Below are 18,017 nucleotides of genomic sequence, written 5' to 3'. Positions count from 1 at the left end.
GGAGGAATGATTATGTCAGAAATTGCAAAGATCACAATCACATCATTAGATGATTTATCCAGGTTAAGTGAATGGTATCAGAAAGGAGAATTGAAATTGAATCTATCAAAGATTGCACGTGAATTAAACTGTGACCGAAAAACGGTTAAGAAGAGACTAGAAGGCGTGATACCAAAGACAACACGTAAGAGAAAAAAGTATTTAGATGAGTTTAAACCGCTGATGCTTTCCTATCTTCATGATTCAACGCGTCACTTCAGTTATATCGATCACCTTTTCTATTTTATGAAAAGAGAACATCATATCACCTGTGCCCGTTCTACTTTTTATCGCTATATTGTGAATGATGAAGAGCTGAGTCAGTCATTCCAACAAAATACTAGAACAGCGTTCACACAACGTTTCGAAACTCAACCCGGTCAACAAGCTCAATTCGATTTAAAAGAAAAAGTAAAATTAGTAACGAATGACGGGCAGACCATTACAGTATATATTCCAACGTTAACTCTTTCATGGTCACGTTACAATGTTCGTCGACTGATATTAAATCCGACAACAGAAAACTTACTGTCATTTTTAGCAGAAGCATTCGAGGAAATTGGCGGAGCACCACGAGAATTAGTCATTGATAATTTGAAAGCATTTGTCGAAAAACCACGAACGAGTATGGGAGATAAAGCTGTCTTAACTTCACGTTTTTCAGAATTTTGTAAAGATTATGGTATTGAACCACTGCCGTGTATGGTCTATCGTCCTCAAACAAAAGGAAAAACGGAGACGCAGAATAAATGGGTGGAACAATTATATAATTACAATGGTACCTATGAAGGGATATGGACTATGCATCATCGGTTAAAACAACTGAATGAAGAAGATAACAGAGGCATTTCTCAAGCGACAAGGTTGCCACGAAATTTCTTATTAGAAAAAGAAAAAGGTGATTTGGTCCCACTGCCATCCTTATCAGTCAGAAAACCTTATCACCTTCATCTTAAAAAAGTTCATGTTACCAACGACTCTCTCTTCCAATACCATTATAATAAATATTCCGTTCCAAAAGAATTTATCGGTAAACAAGTAGAAATTATCGTTCAAAACAATAAACTTTATATTTATTATAACGGAAACATCATCGATAGTCATCCTATAACCAATCAACTGTTCAACATAAAGCCAGAGCACCAATTGTATTATGCAAAACAGCAGGATGAAACAAATAACTTAGAAACAGCGACAGAACCGAGTCTTATTTCAAGGGAATTAGGAGGCATCCGTTATGACAATCTATCTTAAAGTACAAGAGCAATTAGAGTATTTAAAATTTAAATCAGCACAGCACTACTTAGAACAATTATATCAAAACCATCAAATGACCGAGGCAGAATTATCTGGATTATATAAAATACTGGCCAAAGAAGTGGAAGCGAAGGATGAAAATAACCGTTTGTATAATGTTAAAGTCGCTGCTTTCCCTTACTTAAAGACTATCGACGATTATGACTTCACGTTTCAGCCAAGTATTGAGGAGGATCAAATAAGAACGATTATTGAGTCATCCTTTTATAACGAAGCAAAGAACGTGGTATTAGTGGGGAATCCAGGTACAGGCAAAACGCATTTAGCGATTGCGATTAGCTATAGTGTCGCAATTAAACGTAATAGTGTTTACTTTATTAAATTTAGTAAACTAATCCATTCCTTGAGAACGGCTTATCAGGAAGGAACGCTCGAACGAAAAATAAAATTATTCTTCAAATATAAGTTACTTGTGATTGATGAAGTAGGATTTAATGAAATAAGTCCACTTGAAGCAAAATTATTCTTTCAATTGATCGATATGCGATATACAAAGCGATCCACGATCTTCACGAGTAACTTAACTTTCGATAAATGGCATACCATTATGGGACAAGATGAGATGTTAACAAAGGCGATTATTGATCGTATTTTACATCATTCTTATCTCATTAATATAACAGGGCCTTCTTATCGAATTAAAGACAAGCTTTCCCCACGAAAAAGTGGGGAATCTTAAGTGAGACAAATCGGGATTTTTAAGTTGACTTTTATACCTGAAGTAGACTTTCAAAAAGTGATGGTAATGATCATTATTCATGATTTAGGCGAATGTTTTACAGGAGATATTCCGGCATTTGAAAAGAAAGATCAAGATCGCAAAACTGAAGAAGAGTTGTTGCATCAATGGATTGCAACAATTCCGGAACCGTATCAAACGGAAATGTTGGCACTTTATAATGAAATGGAAGCGAAAGAGACATTGGAAGCCAAGGTTTATAAAGCTATTGATAGTTTAGAAGCTTTGATTCAACATAATTTGTCTGATTTAACTACTTGGACTGAACATGAAAAGGGATTTAATTTGGTTTATGCCAATGACCGAGTAAGTTTTTCGTCATACTTAACACACTTAAGGGAGCTAATTCATCAGGATACGGTTGAGAAACTGAAGTTAAGTTCAGAATAAGCATCACTGAAAAGTGCCATTCGAAAATTATATAGGATACTATCCCATTACAATAATTTTCATTGAAAAACTATTCAAGCTCACGGTGCCATTTATGATTTTATTTAATTGTTTTAGTGGGTTCTCAATTAACCCTTGGGGGCGTATAAACGAATAGAATTTCCTCCGATTTTTTGCATTTTGCTTGCTGAAATTTATTTGTGTAAATCAATATTCTTGCAAAATTATGCTATAAAGTTATCCGTTTTCACTATATAATAGAGTTATCTTATACTCAATATTGGAGGGGTTGTTATGAAAGTAATTGACATCGATCATTTGACTCACAAATTCAGTGAGACGAGTGGCATTTTGATATTGATATTCAGGTAAAAGAAGGAGAAAGTTTTGGGTTTTTAGGACCAAATGGCGCCGGAAAAACGACCACCATCCGTCATTTATTGGGCTATATTCGTCCACACAGTGGTACGACACAGATTTTAGGCAAAGATACTTGGAATCAAGCGGATGAGATTCAGGATTATTTAGGATATGTTCCAGGTGAAATAGCCTTTTTTGATGAAATGACAGGCACTGAATTTTTAAAATTCATTCAAAAATATCGTGGCCTTAAAAATGTGACGTTACAAAAAGAATTAATCGATCGTTTTGAATTAGATACTAAAACAGTTATCAAAAAGATGAGTAAAGGGACTAAGCAAAAGCTAGGATTAGTATCGGCGTTTATGCATGATCCACAAGTATTGATTTTAGATGAACCAACCAGTGGGTTAGATCCCTTGATGCAAAATCGCTTTGTCGACTTAATTCAACAAGAACAAAAGAAAGGCAAGACGCTACTCATTTCAAGTCATTTATTTGAAGAAGTAGAAAGAACTTGTCATCAAGTTGCGATTATTCGTGCCGGTCATATTGTCGCTAAAGACAATATTGAAAATCTAAGAGCGCAGCATATGCGTACTTATCAAGTCACTTTACCGACAGAAGCGGAAGCATTAGATTTTGCAAAGGACTATCATGGCGAACAAATAGGGAATCAAGTGAAAGTGTCTAAGACAGCTAGCCTTGAGTCTATCTTCTTACATTATTATGGAGGTGACGATGATGAATAGTACATTATTTGTTAAAGAATTAAAGTCTAGTCGGTGGTTATTTATTGGAATTTGCTTAATTTTAACCATGTATGTCACCATTATTATCGGAATGTATAATCCGACCATGATGAAAATGATGGATCAATTTTTTAAAACAATGCCAGGCTTAATGGCGGCGGTCGGATTTAAAGCAGGTAGCACTAGCTTGTTAGGCTTTTTAGTTTCATATTTGTACGGTTTTATTTTAATGATTTTTCCGATGATTTTCATACTGAATCGCGCTCATGGCTTGGTGGCACGTTATGTTGATCGTGGATCAATGGTAGTGTTGTTAACCGGACATAATAAACGAACAAAAGTTATTCTGACACAAATTGCAGTCTTGTTAAGTTCATTGTTTGGATTATTTGTTTATGTGACAATGATTCAATATTTAACAATTCGGGTGATGTTTCCAACCGAAGCCGATTTAGTTTCCTTATTAAAACTAAATTTTGGACTTTATTGCTTGTGGGTATTAATTTCGAGCATTAGCTTTTTAGCCTCCACTTATTTTTCCGATGCCCGCTTAAGTTTGGCAGTTGGTATGACCATTCCTATCGTCATGTTTGTTTTTAAAATGATTTCTAATATTGACGAGAAAGTTGTTTTTTTAAAATATTTTACAGTGTTTAGTTTATTTAACGGTGAAGGACTATTAGCTGGCGAGCCGATGGCATATATCTTAGTGTTAGTGGCTTTTGTTATCGGATTTCTATTATTTACTATAGCTGTAAAAATATTTAAAGAGAAGAATTTATATATCTAATCCATAGGTTGACGCATATTAATGGAGAAACATTCTACTATCCTTTATAATATCATTATGAGAATTTGATTAAAATGGAGGGTGAATATGGAATACGGAAAATTAGGTAATACCAATATTGAAGTTTCAAAGATTTGTTTAGGTTGTATGAGTTTTGGTAAGCCAGGTACGATGCATGAATGGACGTTAGAAGAGCCTGAAAGCGAAAAGATTATGTTGCATGCTTTTGACCAAGGAATTAATTTCTTTGATACCGCTAATCGATACTCTCAGGGAACGAGTGAAGAATATGTTGGGAATATTGTAAAACGTAATTTTAAACGTGATGAAGTGATTCTGGCATCGAAAGTTTATTTTAATCCAGGCAAATTATCACGAGCAGCCATTAATCGTGAAATTGAAGGGACATTAAAACGATTAGGTACGGACTATTTAGATCTATACATCATCCACCGATTCGATTATGAAACGCCAATGGAAGAAACGATGGAAGCTTTGAATCAATTAGTAATAGATGGTAAAGTGCGTGCACTAGGTGCGTCGGCTATGTATGGCTATCAATTTCATAATTTACAAAATATTGCGAAAGATAATGGTTGGGCACCGTTTCAATCGATGCAAAATCATTATAATTTAATGTATCGTGAAGATGAACGGGAGTTAATTCCGGTTTGTCAGCAATTTAATGTATCATTAACGCCATATAGTCCCTTAGCAGCGGGGCGTTTGACGCGTTTAGATTGGCACACGGATACTTTAAGAAGTAAAACGGATACTACTGCAGTTCGTAAATATGATTCGACTGAAGAACAAGATTATGAAATTGTAAAAAGAGTTCATGATATTGCAGAAAAATATGGTGTTAAAATGCAACAGATTGCTTTAGCTTGGCAATGGGCTAGAGGGGTGTTATCACCGGTTATTGGGACCACCAAAACAAGTCATATTGACGATGTGGTCGGGGCTTTAAAAGTAACATTAAGTGAAGAAGATTTATTATATTTAGAAGAACCTTATATTCCTCATAAAATTATGGGCGCACGCTAGTTATACGCTGTCAGAAGAGAAGTGCTATTATTAGCGACTGTCAAAACTGATTCATGATGAATTTAAATAAACTCAATCTTTTAGACAAGCAAATTAGGTCGTAAGTCTGATGTATTGATTTTTTTTTGTACGATAAAATGGGCTTAGTGAGAGTGGGCAAAACTTGATAAAATAGGTTTTATGTCATCTTATTAGTTTATATCGTGTAGGTTGAGTGGTCTCAAAATCCGTCTTAATATATAGTGTGAGACTACTTTATTGTTCGGAGAGTGGACAGATGAAGCGGAAATCAACTGATCTTCTATATCAATTCACTCCCAACGGTTTGGGGTGGACAGACGAAGCGAAAATCAACCGATTTTCTACTTCTTGCCCACCCCTTATTATCTAATTTAAGAGGTGAGAAAATGAATCAATCAATTTTTAATGTTAAAAATTTGTTATTAGCTATTTTATTCATCGCCATTGGTACTGCCAGTTTTTTTTCAGCTGATACTGAATGGGTAACGAATATTAATACACAGACGATTGAGACCTTAGATGAAAAGAAAGAAACAGTAGTAGCTTTGACTGCTTTAGCCGGCACGACCTCTACTGCGATTACCTTAATCCCGGGTGATGTTGGTGGACCGGTCGCACAAAACATTGCCGATATTGCCGATTATTTATTAATTGTTTTTGCGGGTATTTGGCTGCAAAAATATTTCTTATCGGTGACACCTTTAGTGGCGTTGCAATGGTTAATCCCCTTAGCTTGTGGTGCATTGCTACTCAATTTAGCGATAAAAAGTGATCGCTTGAAACGTTTGGGTATGCGAGTTTTCTTAATGGGGATTATGATTTTTACTATTATCCCAGCTAGTGTGGGGATTTCCAATAAAATAGAGGAAAATTATCAAACATCAATTGAACAAACATTTGAACAAGCCGAGTCGGTAAATAAAGAAGCCACTCAAGATAAAAATCTATTTGAACAAATGACTACCGCAGCGACCGATTTAATGGCTAAATTTGAACGAAGTCTTAGCAATATGATTGACTCTACCGCTGTTTTAATTATTACGACTTGTGTGGGACCGATCTTAGTATTCTTTTTTGGAATCTGGGCGACCAATCTGATAATGGGGCTCAATTATGATATTAAAATGCCAAGAATTGGCGCATTTCGTAGAATAGCCAAATAATTATAAACTGTAAAATTGTGAAGGCTCAACCGAGAGTTGATAACTGCAATCAATTGATTGATCGTTTATTGTCAGTGCATGAGTTGAGTGACGTCTTAGAGAAGGTGGGCAAACAAAGTGGAAATCATTCAATTTTCTACTTCTTGTCCATTCTTTTTTATTGTAAGTATAAAAAAGGTTGGGATTATCATAGTCAATCGTAGTCTCTATTGATTTACAACTCGTTAATATTTGTTTTAAATAAGGAGACGATGATTGATTTTTGTTAATTACAAATTAGAAATTATTCGTATCTTGTTTAGAATTAGTTATAATAGAAGCAAATAACCTTAATAAGGAGCGCATCATGAATAATTATTTGACATTTTATCAGCGAATAGCCAGCTTTTTTAATACTCATCCACTATTAAAACAAGTGGTTTTATTTTTAAATCAATCCATTACGACCTTTATGTATATTCTTTATCCAGCTTTATTATTGTATTTTTATTTAACCAAAAGACCAATCAGTGAGTGGGGCCTGATGGTGATTGTGCCGGGCATTAGTTTTGTCTTGTTGTCCCTATTTAGAAAAGTAATCAATGCCCCTAGACCGTATGAGGAGTGGCCCATTCAACCTTTACTTAAGCGAGACAAGACTGGAGAGTCATTCCCCAGTCGTCATGTATTTTCATCCACGATGATCAGTATGTGTATTTTAAAATGGCAACTATCATTGGGTTTGGTTTGTTTGATTTTAACCCTTTTATTAGCCTTTTGTCGGGTGGCAGTTGGGGTTCATTATCCTAAAGATGTCATTGTCGGCATCTTAATTGGCGTATTATTTGGTAGTTTGATGTTTATTTTGGGTTAACAATCCATAGCGCTTAAAGCATTCTATTTGTTGTGAAAAGTTAAAAGACTTATACTGTAGATAACAATTAATAATGGAGGTAACAAAATGACGGACTATATTAAACCGAAAGTATGGCAATGGGAAGATGAAAATGACAATCGTTCAGGTAATCGTCCAACAGCTGGCGCTCGTTTTGAACAAACACTTCCTAAAGGTGATGCTCCCTTACAGGTCTACTCATTAGGGACACCCAATGGAATTAAAGTGGCGATTATGCTAGAGGAATTAAAAGCCTTAGGTATTGAGGAAGCTAATTATGACTTGTTCAAAATTGATATTGGAAAAGGCGATCAGTTTGGCAGTGATTTTGTCAAGATTAATCCTAATTCTAAAATTCCTGCCATGGTAGATTATTCTGAACCAACACCGCTTCGTGTTTTTGAATCTGGATCGATTTTATTATACTTAGCTGAGAAATTCGGACATTTCTTACCTGAAAATCGTGCGGAAAAAACCGAATGTATGAACTGGGTATTTTGGCAAACAGGAGCAGCTCCCTTTGTAGGTGGCGGTTTTGGACATTTCTATAACTATGCACCAACTGCACAAGAATATCCAATCAATCGTTATACGATGGAAACCAAACGTCAATTGGATGTATTAGATCAACACTTAGCACAACATGCTTATATGGTCGGTGACAATTATACGATTGCGGATATGATTATTTGGTCATGGTATGGACGCTTAGCTCAAGATAAATTATATGAGGGAGCGTATGAATTTTTAGATATGGAAGGCTATCAAAATATTAAAGAGTGGACTGATAGAATAGCAGCTAGACCAGCTGTACAAAAAGCACTATCAGTAGAGTATAAGGAAATTTAAGTGGATTGTAATATTGGAACTGTGATTCAAAGAAAAGTGTAAATTAATACTGGTAAATATATTCGGCATCTTAAATGCCAGTTAGTGCGAATTAACATAAATTAATTGTCAGAAAACGATGAATTAAGATGGTAACAATATTGTATGCATAAAGATAATAAAGTAAAAGCAAAAGGTTGAGGGGAGAATTTATTGAAAGTCGGATTATTATTAGAAGGTGGTGCGATGCGTGGCATCTATACGGCTGGCGTCTTAGATGTGATGATGCGCCAAAAGATTAAAGTCGATGGTATAGTGGCTGTTTCGGCCGGCGCCTTGTTTGGTGTTAATTACCCATCTCATCAGATTGGGCGCACTCTTCGTTATAATTTAAAATATTTAAATCACCCTCAATATATGGGTCTGTCTAGTTTATTAAAGACTGGCAACATTGTGAATAAAGATTTTGCCTATTACGAAGTGCCCTTTCGTTTGGATTCCTTTGATCAAAAAGCGTTCTATCAATCCGGCATTGATTTTTATGCGACAGTGACGAATCTCTATTCTGGTAAAGCGGAGTATATTAAAATAACGCATCCTTTAAACCAAATGGAAGTGCTACGTGCCTCATCTGCCATGCCATTAGTCTCGCAAATCGTTGACCTTAATGGTATGCCTTATTTAGATGGGGGAATTGCTGATTCCATTCCAATTAAGAAGATTTTGTCGATGGGATATGACAAAGTGATTGTGGTTTTAACGCAACCAAAGGGCTATCGTAAAGAAACAACTTCATCACGATTATATGAAATGATTTATCGACGGTATCCAAATTTTGTGGACACTTGGAAACAGCGCTCAATGAAGTATAATCAGAGTTTAGATTTAGTAAATAAATTAGAGGAGGAAGGCAAGGCTTTTGTGATTCAGCCTTCTAAAAAGATGCGGATTGGTCGGTTAGAGAAAAATGCTCAAGCATTAACAGCGATGTATCAATTAGGAGTCAACGATGCAACAACAAAATACGAATCGTTAAAACGATATTTATTAAAAAATTAATTTAATAACCCCAAAGGACTTAGACGAGAAAGTTGCTAAGTCCTTTGTTTTTTATACATTTCACTGCCTTTTGTTACGAAACTGTAATATTGTAAACGGCCTTAATCAGTTTGAATATGCTAAAATGATGGTATATATAGTTTTGTTGCTAGTATTTATTTTTGGGGGACGAATAATAAAATGGGAAATAAAATTTTAAAGAAAAGTAAAGGGAAATGGATAGTGGTTTCAGCATCTGTTTTAGCAACGATGACCTTGAGTACTCATGTACAAGCTGAAGAAGCAGTTAATCATGATGAAGTCGTTGTTGAGGCAGTAAGTGAAGAGACTGTCGTTGAAGCAGTTGGAGATACTGTAGTCAATGAGGCTGAAGTCGTTGAAGACAATCATGATACAACTGTTGAAGCGGTGTCGACAGTTGAAGAGAGCGAAGCCGTTCAAGAATCAGAACCGGCGAATGATACAGAACCAACGGTAGATTCAGAAACGACTGAAACTAATTCTGAGCAAGTTGAGTCGACAGAAGTTTCAGTAGGAGTGACCGGCGATGACACATTACCTGCTGAAACAGAAGAAGTTGTCACAGAAGAAACAACGACTGAATCGGTTAAAGCAGAAGATGTTCAAGTAGAAAAAACAGAAGAAAGTGTTGTTCGTAAATTTAACACACCGACTGTATCGCCCGTTTCGCCTACAGTAAAAACATATCAAACAGTTTCAGGCGATACATTATGGAAGATAGCGAATCAATACAAGGTAAGTGTAGCGAACTTGATGGACTGGAATAAATTAACGAGTAATTTAATTAGAGTCAATCAAAAATTAGTCGTTTCTAATCCTACAACACAAACGACACAACCAGTAGATAAGCCAACTACACCAACGAAACCAGTTGAAGAAAAACCTGCGGAAACGACCAAACCGGTTGAAACAAAACCCGTAACGAAGACAACGAATTACACGATTAAACGAGGCGATACCTTAAATAGAATCGCTGCTCAACATGGTGTGAGCGTTGCACAATTACGTCAATGGAATAATATTTCAGGTCACTTAATCTATCCAAATCAAAAGATTATTGTCAATAAAGTGACTACGACGCAACCGGTAGAACCGACCAAACCGGAAGAGAAGCCGACAACACCAACGAAACCGGTTGAAACCAAACCAGTAACAAAGACAACGAATTACACCATTAAACGTGGCGATACTTTAAATAGAATTGCGGCTCAACATGGTGTGAGCGTTGCTCAATTACGTCAATGGAATAATATTTCAGGTCACTTAATCTATCCAAATCAAAAGATTATTGTCAATAAAGTGACTACAACGCAACCGGTAGAAACAACTAAACCGGAAGAGAAACCGACTACACCAACGAAGCCAGTTGAAGAAAAGCCAGTAGAAACAAAACCAGAAACGAAGACAACACATTATACTATTAAACGAGGCGATACTTTAAATAGAATTGCTCAACAATATGGCGTGAGTGTTGCTCAATTACGTCAGTGGAATAACATTTCAGGTAGTTTAATTCACCCAAATCAAAAGATTATCGTGAATAAAGTGACTACGACCAAACCGGAGGAAAAACCAACTGAACCAACGAAGCCGGAAACTAAACCAGAGGAAAAACCAACTGAACCAACGAAACCAGTTGAAAACGATAAGAAAGATGAATTAGTGACTATTCCAGCTTTCGAACAGAAAAAACATACCGTCTCATACGGCGATACTTTATATGAGATTGCTAGAGCAAACAATGTTACCGTCAATCAAATCATGACATGGAACAAACTTTCAAGTACGATGATTCGTACGGGGCAAAATCTTAATGTATCTGATCCAAGCAAAACAACTGGCAGTATTACTTTAACCAGAGCAGAGTTAGAAGCGAAAATTGCCGCTGAAAATGAGAAATTACGTATAGCTGCTGAAGCGCAAAAGAAAGCGGGAGACCGTGTGGTTGAAGTTGATGCAGATTATGATGGAACATTAATTAAGACTTATTGGAATCAAACAGGTTACAGAATGCCTCTAACAACGGTTGCAAGTCGTTATGGTGTGACAGTAGCGCAATTAAAACAATGGAATCCATTATTAACAAGTAATTATTTATTAGCAGACCAAGAAATTGCTGTTTCTGATCCAGAAGCTGGTAATCCAGCCAAATTAGGTCGTGCAACGAAAAATTACTTAGTAATTAATGAAGCGTCTGAGAAAGTTACATCAGAAGGCGTTCAAAAAGTATTAGATTGGTTTAAAGCGAGAGAAAATAAAACTTTCTATTCAATGACCGACCGTAATGGCCCAAACAGTTATGATTGTTCATCAGCAGTTTATTATGCTTTAATTAATGCAGGTTATTTAAATCGTAACACTTGGATTGGGAATACGGATTCAATGTTTGCAATGGAAGGTGGGTTATTATTACCAATACCGGAAAGCCAAGTGCGTGCAGGAGATATCTTTATTTCAGGTTATAAATATAATTCTTCAGGTGCTGCAGGCCATACCGGTGTCGCAATTAATAACAAAGAGATTTATCACTCAACTTATAATAATAAGTATTTCTATGACGGTATAGTTCGTACTCAAACTGCAGACAGAACAGGGTCATCTTCTCGACCATTATATTGGTACCGTTTAAATGAAAATTATCGTCGGAAATAAAAATTAAAAATTATTCAGTGGGTAATCGTAGAGGTAATACACCAAAGACTTTAATACGATGCCCACTTTTTTTCATGACCCAAATTAGTATATCTGACTTAAGGCCTTTTCATGTTGTGAAGAATTATGATAGTATAGATAGGGATAAAAATAACCTTGAATAACATAGGAGGCGCCTTAATTTGTTTGATTATTTAGTCGTTGGATCGGGTCTTTTCGGCTCGGTCTTTGCTTATGAAACTGCTAAACGTGGCAAAAAAGTAAAGGTAATTGAAAAAAGAAATCATATTGCAGGCAATATCTATACGGAAGAAATAGCAGGAATTCAAGTGCATAAGTATGGGACCCATATTTTCCACACTAACAACAAAGAAGTTTGGGATTATATTAATCAATTTGCTGAATTTAACCATTATGTGAACTCGCCAATAGCTAATTATAAAGGTGAGATTTATAATTTACCATTTAATATGAATACTTTCAATAAATTATGGGGTGTAATTACCCCTAGTGAAGCAAAAGCAGAGATTGATCGTCAAATTGCGGAATTCCAACAAGAACATGGCAAACAGCCGGCTAATCTAGAAACACAAGCGATTTCTTTAATAGGAAAGGATATCTATCAAAAACTAATTAAAGGTTATACAGAAAAACAATGGGGCCGCGATGCGAAAGACTTGCCGTCTTTCATCATTAAGCGTCTACCGGTTCGTTATACTTATGACAATAATTATTTTAATGATATTTATCAAGGGATTCCGATAGATGGTTATACTCAAATTGTCGAGAAAATGTTAGACCATCCGAATATTGAAGTGCATTTAAATACGAACTTTTTCAATGATAAAGAAACGTTAGAAGCGGAGGCTTCAAAAGTAGTCTACACCGGTATGATTGATCAATACTTTGATTATCAGTATGGTGTCTTAGAATATCGCTCTTTACAGTTTGAACATGAAGTATTAGATACAGAGAATTATCAAGGCAATGCGGTCGTTAACTATACAGATCGTGAAACCCCTTATACACGCATTATCGAACATAAGCATTTTGAATTTGGTAAGCAAGAAAAGACGGTCATTACCAGAGAATATCCTAAGGAATGGCAATTGGGTGATGAACCGTATTATCCTGTCAATGATGAAAAGAATCCACAACTCTTTAAACAATACCGTCGTCTGGCGCAAGCACAGACCAAAGTCATCTTTGGTGGGCGATTGGGCATGTATCAGTATTATGATATGCATATGGTCATTAATGAAGCGTTAAATGTAGTAAGAAAAGTATTTAAGGATTAAACTAAATGCTTTGATAAACCTTTAATAAACTTAAAGACTGAACTCATCGTGATAAAGCAGAACTTAGGGATTAGATATTTACTTAAAGTGTCTAATTGGATAGAATAGATATCAAAGAAAAGCTTGTAATTCAAGCAAAAAATAGCTAAAATAAAACATAAATTGAAAATTTGAAGGTGAAATAAAAATGTCAAACAAGATGTCACGTAGATCGATGCATTGTAAAAGAAGAAAAGGTAATCCAATTTTAAAAGCCATTGGTTTAATATTTTTACTGGCTTTACTAGTCGTAGGTGGTTTTTTAGGTTATTCCTATTATCGTTTTAATAAATCGTTTGAAAAGGTATATAATAAACAAGCTGTGGAATCAGTGGTTAAAGATGTTGTTAAAAAACGTGAAACGACAGAAGAAGTTGAAGTCGGCGAAGACCCCATTAGTATTTTATTTTTAGGGATTGATACGGGAGATTTTGGTCGTACCGAAGTAGGGCGTTCAGATATTATGATGGTCGCAACCATTAATCCTAATACCAACAAAACCGTTATGACCAGCATTCCTCGTGATACCTATACTGAAATCGTGGGGTATGGCACTCAAGATAAAATTAACCATGCTTATGCTTTTGGTGGTATCCCAATGTCAATTAACTCTGTACAAAACTTTTTAGATATTCCAATTGACTATTATGTAAAAGTTGATATGGGAAGCTTTGTCCAAATCGTCAACGCCTTAGGCGGTATTACTATTGTTCCGACTGAAACCTTTAATCAAGAAGGGACTTATTTTGAACAGGGTGTTTCCCAATATATGGATGGTGCGACAGTTTTACAATATGTTCGTAATCGTTATACTGAAGAAGGAGACTATGGTCGTCAACAACGTTCGCGTCAAGTAATCGAAGCCGTAGCGGATAAGGTGGTTAATATCAATTCTTTCGCCAGCTTACCAGAATTAATGGCTGTCATGGAAGACTATGTTGAAACGAATATCCAATTTAAGGATATCCAAACATTGGCTTTAAATGCGGACAAGATTGCGAAGAACATCGAAGAAGTGACATTACAAGGAACAGGCGATATGATTGATGGCGTCTATTATGAAATGATTGACGAAGGGTCATTATCAACCGTTCAAGAAGCGTTAAAATCCAATTTAGAATTAAATTAATAACGGATCGTCAACCGATTTTTGCTTTGAATGATTTCAGCAAAAGTCGGTTTTTTATGAGTGCAATTACAATATAGTGTCAGGCAACCAATTTTACTGATAGGTGCTTAATAATAATCTTGCAGCGTTTGAATTTTATTTAGCCAATCATTTTGAACTTGGCGGACTCAATACGCTCGTTTATGATTTTACATCGCAACAAGGAAAACATGATATTTATTTTTATTTTAGTTTACTTGATTGAAATACTGTTACAAGAAAGTGTCAATGTGGGAACAGTTTATTTAAATAAGCTTAAAAGGACTTTTTTCTTTTGGGTGTTATGTTAGAATACAATCTAGCGAGATAAGAAAAAGGTGAGAATAAATGAAATTACAAAAGCGAATTTTACTTGCGACAGCTTTTGCTTTAATGACAACGCCAATTTCAACAATGGCTAATAATGTGTTGGCCGAAGAATGGCAACCACGTACAATTGAACAAGTTAAAGCAGCATTAAAAATTAACGAAGATAATCAAACAGTCTATACTATCGAATATGGCGATACTCTAGGAGTCATTGCTGAAGCATTAGAGATTGATGTAGAGGTGTTAGGAAGCATCAACGCGATTGCGGATTTAGACTTAATTTATCCTAGCACGGTATTAACAACGACTTATGATGACAATCAAAAGGCTGAAACTGTCTTAATTGAGACAGCTGATTCTGAAACCGAGGCAGAAATTAATTTAGCTGAAAATGAATTAGTCGTTAATGACGAAACATATGAATTACCAGCGACTGAAGATGTTAGCGAATCGGCATCTGCGCCAGTTTATGTGACGGAGCCAGTTGAAGAATGGCTTCCTGAAACAACTGAAGCAGAATCTACAGAAGTTGAAACAACTGAAGCTCCAGTTACAGAAACGACGGCAGTAGAACCTTCAGCAGCCCCCGTTGAAACTACTACAGAAGCAACAACGATTGAAGAGTGGGTAACTGAAACAACCGAAGCTGAAACAACTGCCGAAATGGTAGAAGAAACCGAAGCCCCTGTTGTGGAAGAAACAACAGCCGAAGTGGTAGAAGAAACCGAAGCACCAATTGTGGAAGAAACTACTGCCGAAATGGTAGAAGAAACCGAAGCATCAATTGTGGAAGAAACAACAGCCGAAGTGGTAGAAGAAACTGAAGCCCCAATTATAGAAGAAACGACGATAGAATGGGTGCCAGAGGAAACTGAAGCGCCAATCATAGAAGAAACGACGGTAGAATGGGTACCTGAAGAAACTGAGGCGCCAATCTATGACCCAACCAATGACGGCTTACAAGCCCATGTAGCACAATTCAAAAATGAAGTTGCGAATGCTTATGGCATTACCTCATTTAGTACATACCGTCCAGGTGATGCTGGCGATCACGGTCAAGGATTAGCAGTTGACTTTATGGTGCCAGTTGGTTCAGCATTAGGAGATGAGATAGCTCAATATGCGATTAACCAAATTGGATCGAGCAAGATTTCATATGTCATTTGGAAACAACAAATTTATGGAGATTGGAATATGTCTTGGCAGATGATGGAAGACCGTGGTAGTATCACCGCTAACCATATGGACCATGTACACGTTTCATTCTACCCTTAAAAATAATCAAGATGATGGTTCAGCTTGATACCCTTGAGTTTAAATGGCCACATCATCTTTTCTACATATAATCTAAAAAAAATTACGCAAGAACTAAAATTGAAATGGTTCGACGACCGGTTGAAGATTTTAAGAGAGATTGAGGAAAACGACTATCGTTTTTCCTTAGTCTCTTTTTTATTATGCAGAAATATTAACGCAAAATAAAGTGTATTGTTAAACGATTCGCTAATGCTGTCATTTGGACTTAAACTTCATGCGCCGTTAGAAAATAATAGCATCAACCGAATATTCCTATAAAATTTCAAAACCTATTAGCATTTCAAAAGCTAAAGCTCCCCCAGTTTTTTTAATTTTCCCCTGCCGTCTAATGTCTATCTAAAAATAATCCTTCCTATAACTCTTAACACAAATTATCGGCTATGCAATCTAAATTTTGGCAATTTTCTATCACTTTTTAATACAACTTTTAATACAACATCGACATTATGAGTATCTTTTTATTGCTGTTAAAGAAAAAACAAGTAAATAACTTAAAAAGTTGATATTATCCCCTGGAAGAGCGATTTGAATTACTTATGAATTGTGAAATACTTGTAAAGATTATGTAAAGGCATACAATTTAAAAAGACTTTTATCGTGGAACATTATACAATAAAAGTAGAAATAATAATGATAACTAAAGAAAGGGAGATTGCCATGACTAAAATATCATTAGACGAATTAATGAGTCAAGCACAAGTAGATAAAGCCAATACTGAAATTGCTGAAAACTTAGAAGAAAAATTTGAAGTTCTTGATGAAGCAAGTCGAAAGAAAGTTGACTCCATTAAGGAGAAAATTAATTTAAGAGACTCGCAACTAAGTTCAATGTTTGGCGCGAATGCACAAAAAAGTTTAGCAGGATTTAGCGAAACCATTTTAAGTCAAGTACGAGCGCATGATTTAGGCGAGGTCGGTAATTTAATGACCGATTTAGTGGTGAATGTTCAAAATTTTGATGCGGATTTTGATAATAAAGGTCTTTTAGCTAAGATCCCTTTTATTAATAAAGCCAAAAAATCCATCGAAAAATACTTAGCACGTTATGATATAGTGGAAAAACAAATTGATAAAATTGAAGCCAAATTAGAAACATCACGTATGGAGATGTTAAAAGACATTTCAATGTATGACAAATTGTATGATGAGAATTTAAAATACTTCGAAGAGTTACAATTGTATATTGTAGCCGGCGAAGAAGTTGTTAAAGATATGCGAGATAATCAATTACCAGCATTATTGAAAGAGGCAGAAGCTAAAGAAGATTCAATGGCTTTACAAGTTGTGAATGATTTTAAAGAGTCGATTGATCGTTTTGAAAAACGTATTTTTGACTTAAAAACCTCAAAAACATTAGCTATCCAAACCGCACCACAAATTAAATTAATCCAAAATAATGACAAATTATTAGTCGATAAGGTGACCGATGCCATTAATAATGTTATACCTTTATGGAAGTCACAAGTGGTCATTGCCTTAGGAATGGAAAAACAAAAGCGTGTCCTAGAATTAGAACGTCAAGTATCGGATACAGCCAATGAACTATTAAGAAAAAACGCGGATAAATTACGTCAAAATTCGGTGGAAATTGCTGAGGAGGCAGAGCGTTCGATTGTCGATATTGATACGGTTAAACATGTTAATCAACAATTAATCGAAACGATTCGTGAAACGATGGCGATTCATGAAAATGCCAAAACAGCTCGTATCGAAGCAGAAAAAGAATTAATTACGGTCGAGAATGAATTGAAAACAGCCATTGCTGAAACAATTTATCAAGATACCCGTAGTGAAAGACGAGACGTCACGCCACAAGCATAAAAATTAAGGAAAG

General features: G+C 35.7%; 15 protein-coding genes and 2 pseudogenes. All 17 read left to right on the top strand.

The window, feature by feature from the left end; all coding sequences use genetic code 11:
* The first annotated feature begins 12 nt into the window (after positions 1-12).
* The 17 genes and pseudogenes from istA (at position 13) to CYJ72_RS04785 (ending at position 18,004) form a co-directional block, all read left to right on the top strand.
* Positions 13-1,293, top strand: coding sequence for an IS21 family transposase (gene istA, locus CYJ72_RS04855; RefSeq protein ID WP_180764805.1), 1,281 nt, complete (start codon positions 13-15; stop codon positions 1,291-1,293).
* The gene (istB, locus tag CYJ72_RS04850; protein ID WP_101813547.1) at positions 1,277-2,035 is read left to right on the top strand and encodes an IS21-like element helper ATPase IstB; all 759 of its coding nucleotides are present in this window, start codon (positions 1,277-1,279) and stop codon (positions 2,033-2,035) included. The genes istA and istB overlap by 17 nt, the downstream gene beginning before the upstream one ends.
* Entirely contained in the window at positions 2,036-2,485 is a 450-nt protein-coding gene (locus CYJ72_RS04845) for an HD domain-containing protein (RefSeq protein ID WP_284630805.1), read from the top strand.
* Between the two features lie 356 nt (positions 2,486-2,841).
* Positions 2,842-3,597: an ABC transporter ATP-binding protein gene (locus tag CYJ72_RS04840; RefSeq protein WP_348651919.1), complete on the top strand. Its 756-nt coding sequence runs from the start codon at positions 2,842-2,844 to the stop codon at positions 3,595-3,597.
* On the top strand, positions 3,587-4,387 hold the full coding sequence (locus CYJ72_RS04835) for an ABC transporter permease (protein WP_284630803.1): 801 nt from the start codon (positions 3,587-3,589) through the stop codon (positions 4,385-4,387). The genes CYJ72_RS04840 and CYJ72_RS04835 overlap by 11 nt, the downstream gene beginning before the upstream one ends.
* A gap of 87 nt (positions 4,388-4,474) precedes the next feature.
* Entirely contained in the window at positions 4,475-5,434 is a 960-nt protein-coding gene (locus tag CYJ72_RS04830; protein WP_284630801.1) for an aldo/keto reductase, read from the top strand.
* 407 nt (positions 5,435-5,841) lie between these two features.
* On the top strand, positions 5,842-6,618 hold the full coding sequence (locus CYJ72_RS04825) for a hypothetical protein (protein ID WP_284630800.1): 777 nt from the start codon (positions 5,842-5,844) through the stop codon (positions 6,616-6,618).
* Between the two features lie 346 nt (positions 6,619-6,964).
* Positions 6,965-7,471, top strand: a complete 507-nt coding sequence (locus CYJ72_RS04820) for a phosphatase PAP2 family protein (RefSeq protein WP_066124972.1) — start codon at positions 6,965-6,967, stop codon at positions 7,469-7,471.
* Between the two features lie 87 nt (positions 7,472-7,558).
* On the top strand, positions 7,559-8,341 hold the full coding sequence (yghU, locus tag CYJ72_RS04815; RefSeq protein ID WP_101813736.1) for a glutathione-dependent disulfide-bond oxidoreductase: 783 nt from the start codon (positions 7,559-7,561) through the stop codon (positions 8,339-8,341).
* A gap of 192 nt (positions 8,342-8,533) precedes the next feature.
* Positions 8,534-9,379 carry a patatin-like phospholipase family protein gene (locus tag CYJ72_RS04810; protein ID WP_284630797.1) on the top strand — a complete coding sequence of 282 codons (846 nt, stop codon included), beginning with the start codon at positions 8,534-8,536 and terminating at the stop codon, positions 9,377-9,379.
* Between the two features lie 717 nt (positions 9,380-10,096).
* Positions 10,097-10,211: pseudogene (locus tag CYJ72_RS11650) on the top strand (LysM peptidoglycan-binding domain-containing protein); the annotation flags it as partial.
* Between the two features lie 119 nt (positions 10,212-10,330).
* Positions 10,331-10,945, top strand: a pseudogene (locus tag CYJ72_RS11645) (LysM peptidoglycan-binding domain-containing protein); the annotation flags it as partial.
* Positions 10,946-11,161: 216 nt separating this feature from the next.
* The gene (locus CYJ72_RS11640) at positions 11,162-12,052 is read left to right on the top strand and encodes a C40 family peptidase (RefSeq protein WP_431606504.1); all 891 of its coding nucleotides are present in this window, start codon (positions 11,162-11,164) and stop codon (positions 12,050-12,052) included.
* A 182-nt stretch (positions 12,053-12,234) separates the two neighbouring features.
* Complete coding sequence (glf, locus tag CYJ72_RS04800) at positions 12,235-13,350, top strand: UDP-galactopyranose mutase (protein WP_284630793.1); 1,116 nt, start codon at positions 12,235-12,237, stop codon at positions 13,348-13,350.
* Between the two features lie 187 nt (positions 13,351-13,537).
* On the top strand, positions 13,538-14,518 hold the full coding sequence (locus CYJ72_RS04795; protein ID WP_284630791.1) for an LCP family glycopolymer transferase: 981 nt from the start codon (positions 13,538-13,540) through the stop codon (positions 14,516-14,518).
* A gap of 366 nt (positions 14,519-14,884) precedes the next feature.
* On the top strand, positions 14,885-16,141 hold the full coding sequence (locus CYJ72_RS04790) for a LysM peptidoglycan-binding domain-containing protein (RefSeq protein WP_284630789.1): 1,257 nt from the start codon (positions 14,885-14,887) through the stop codon (positions 16,139-16,141).
* Between the two features lie 699 nt (positions 16,142-16,840).
* Positions 16,841-18,004 carry a toxic anion resistance protein gene (locus tag CYJ72_RS04785; protein ID WP_284630787.1) on the top strand — a complete coding sequence of 388 codons (1,164 nt, stop codon included), beginning with the start codon at positions 16,841-16,843 and terminating at the stop codon, positions 18,002-18,004.
* Positions 18,005-18,017 lie beyond the last annotated feature (13 nt).

This window comes from Globicatella sanguinis, assembly GCF_002847845.2.
GTDB classification, from domain to species: domain Bacteria; phylum Bacillota; class Bacilli; order Lactobacillales; family Aerococcaceae; genus Globicatella; species Globicatella sanguinis.
The sequence above is the reverse complement of the archived record's forward strand: the minus strand, read 5'-3'. Positions and strand labels throughout refer to the sequence as shown.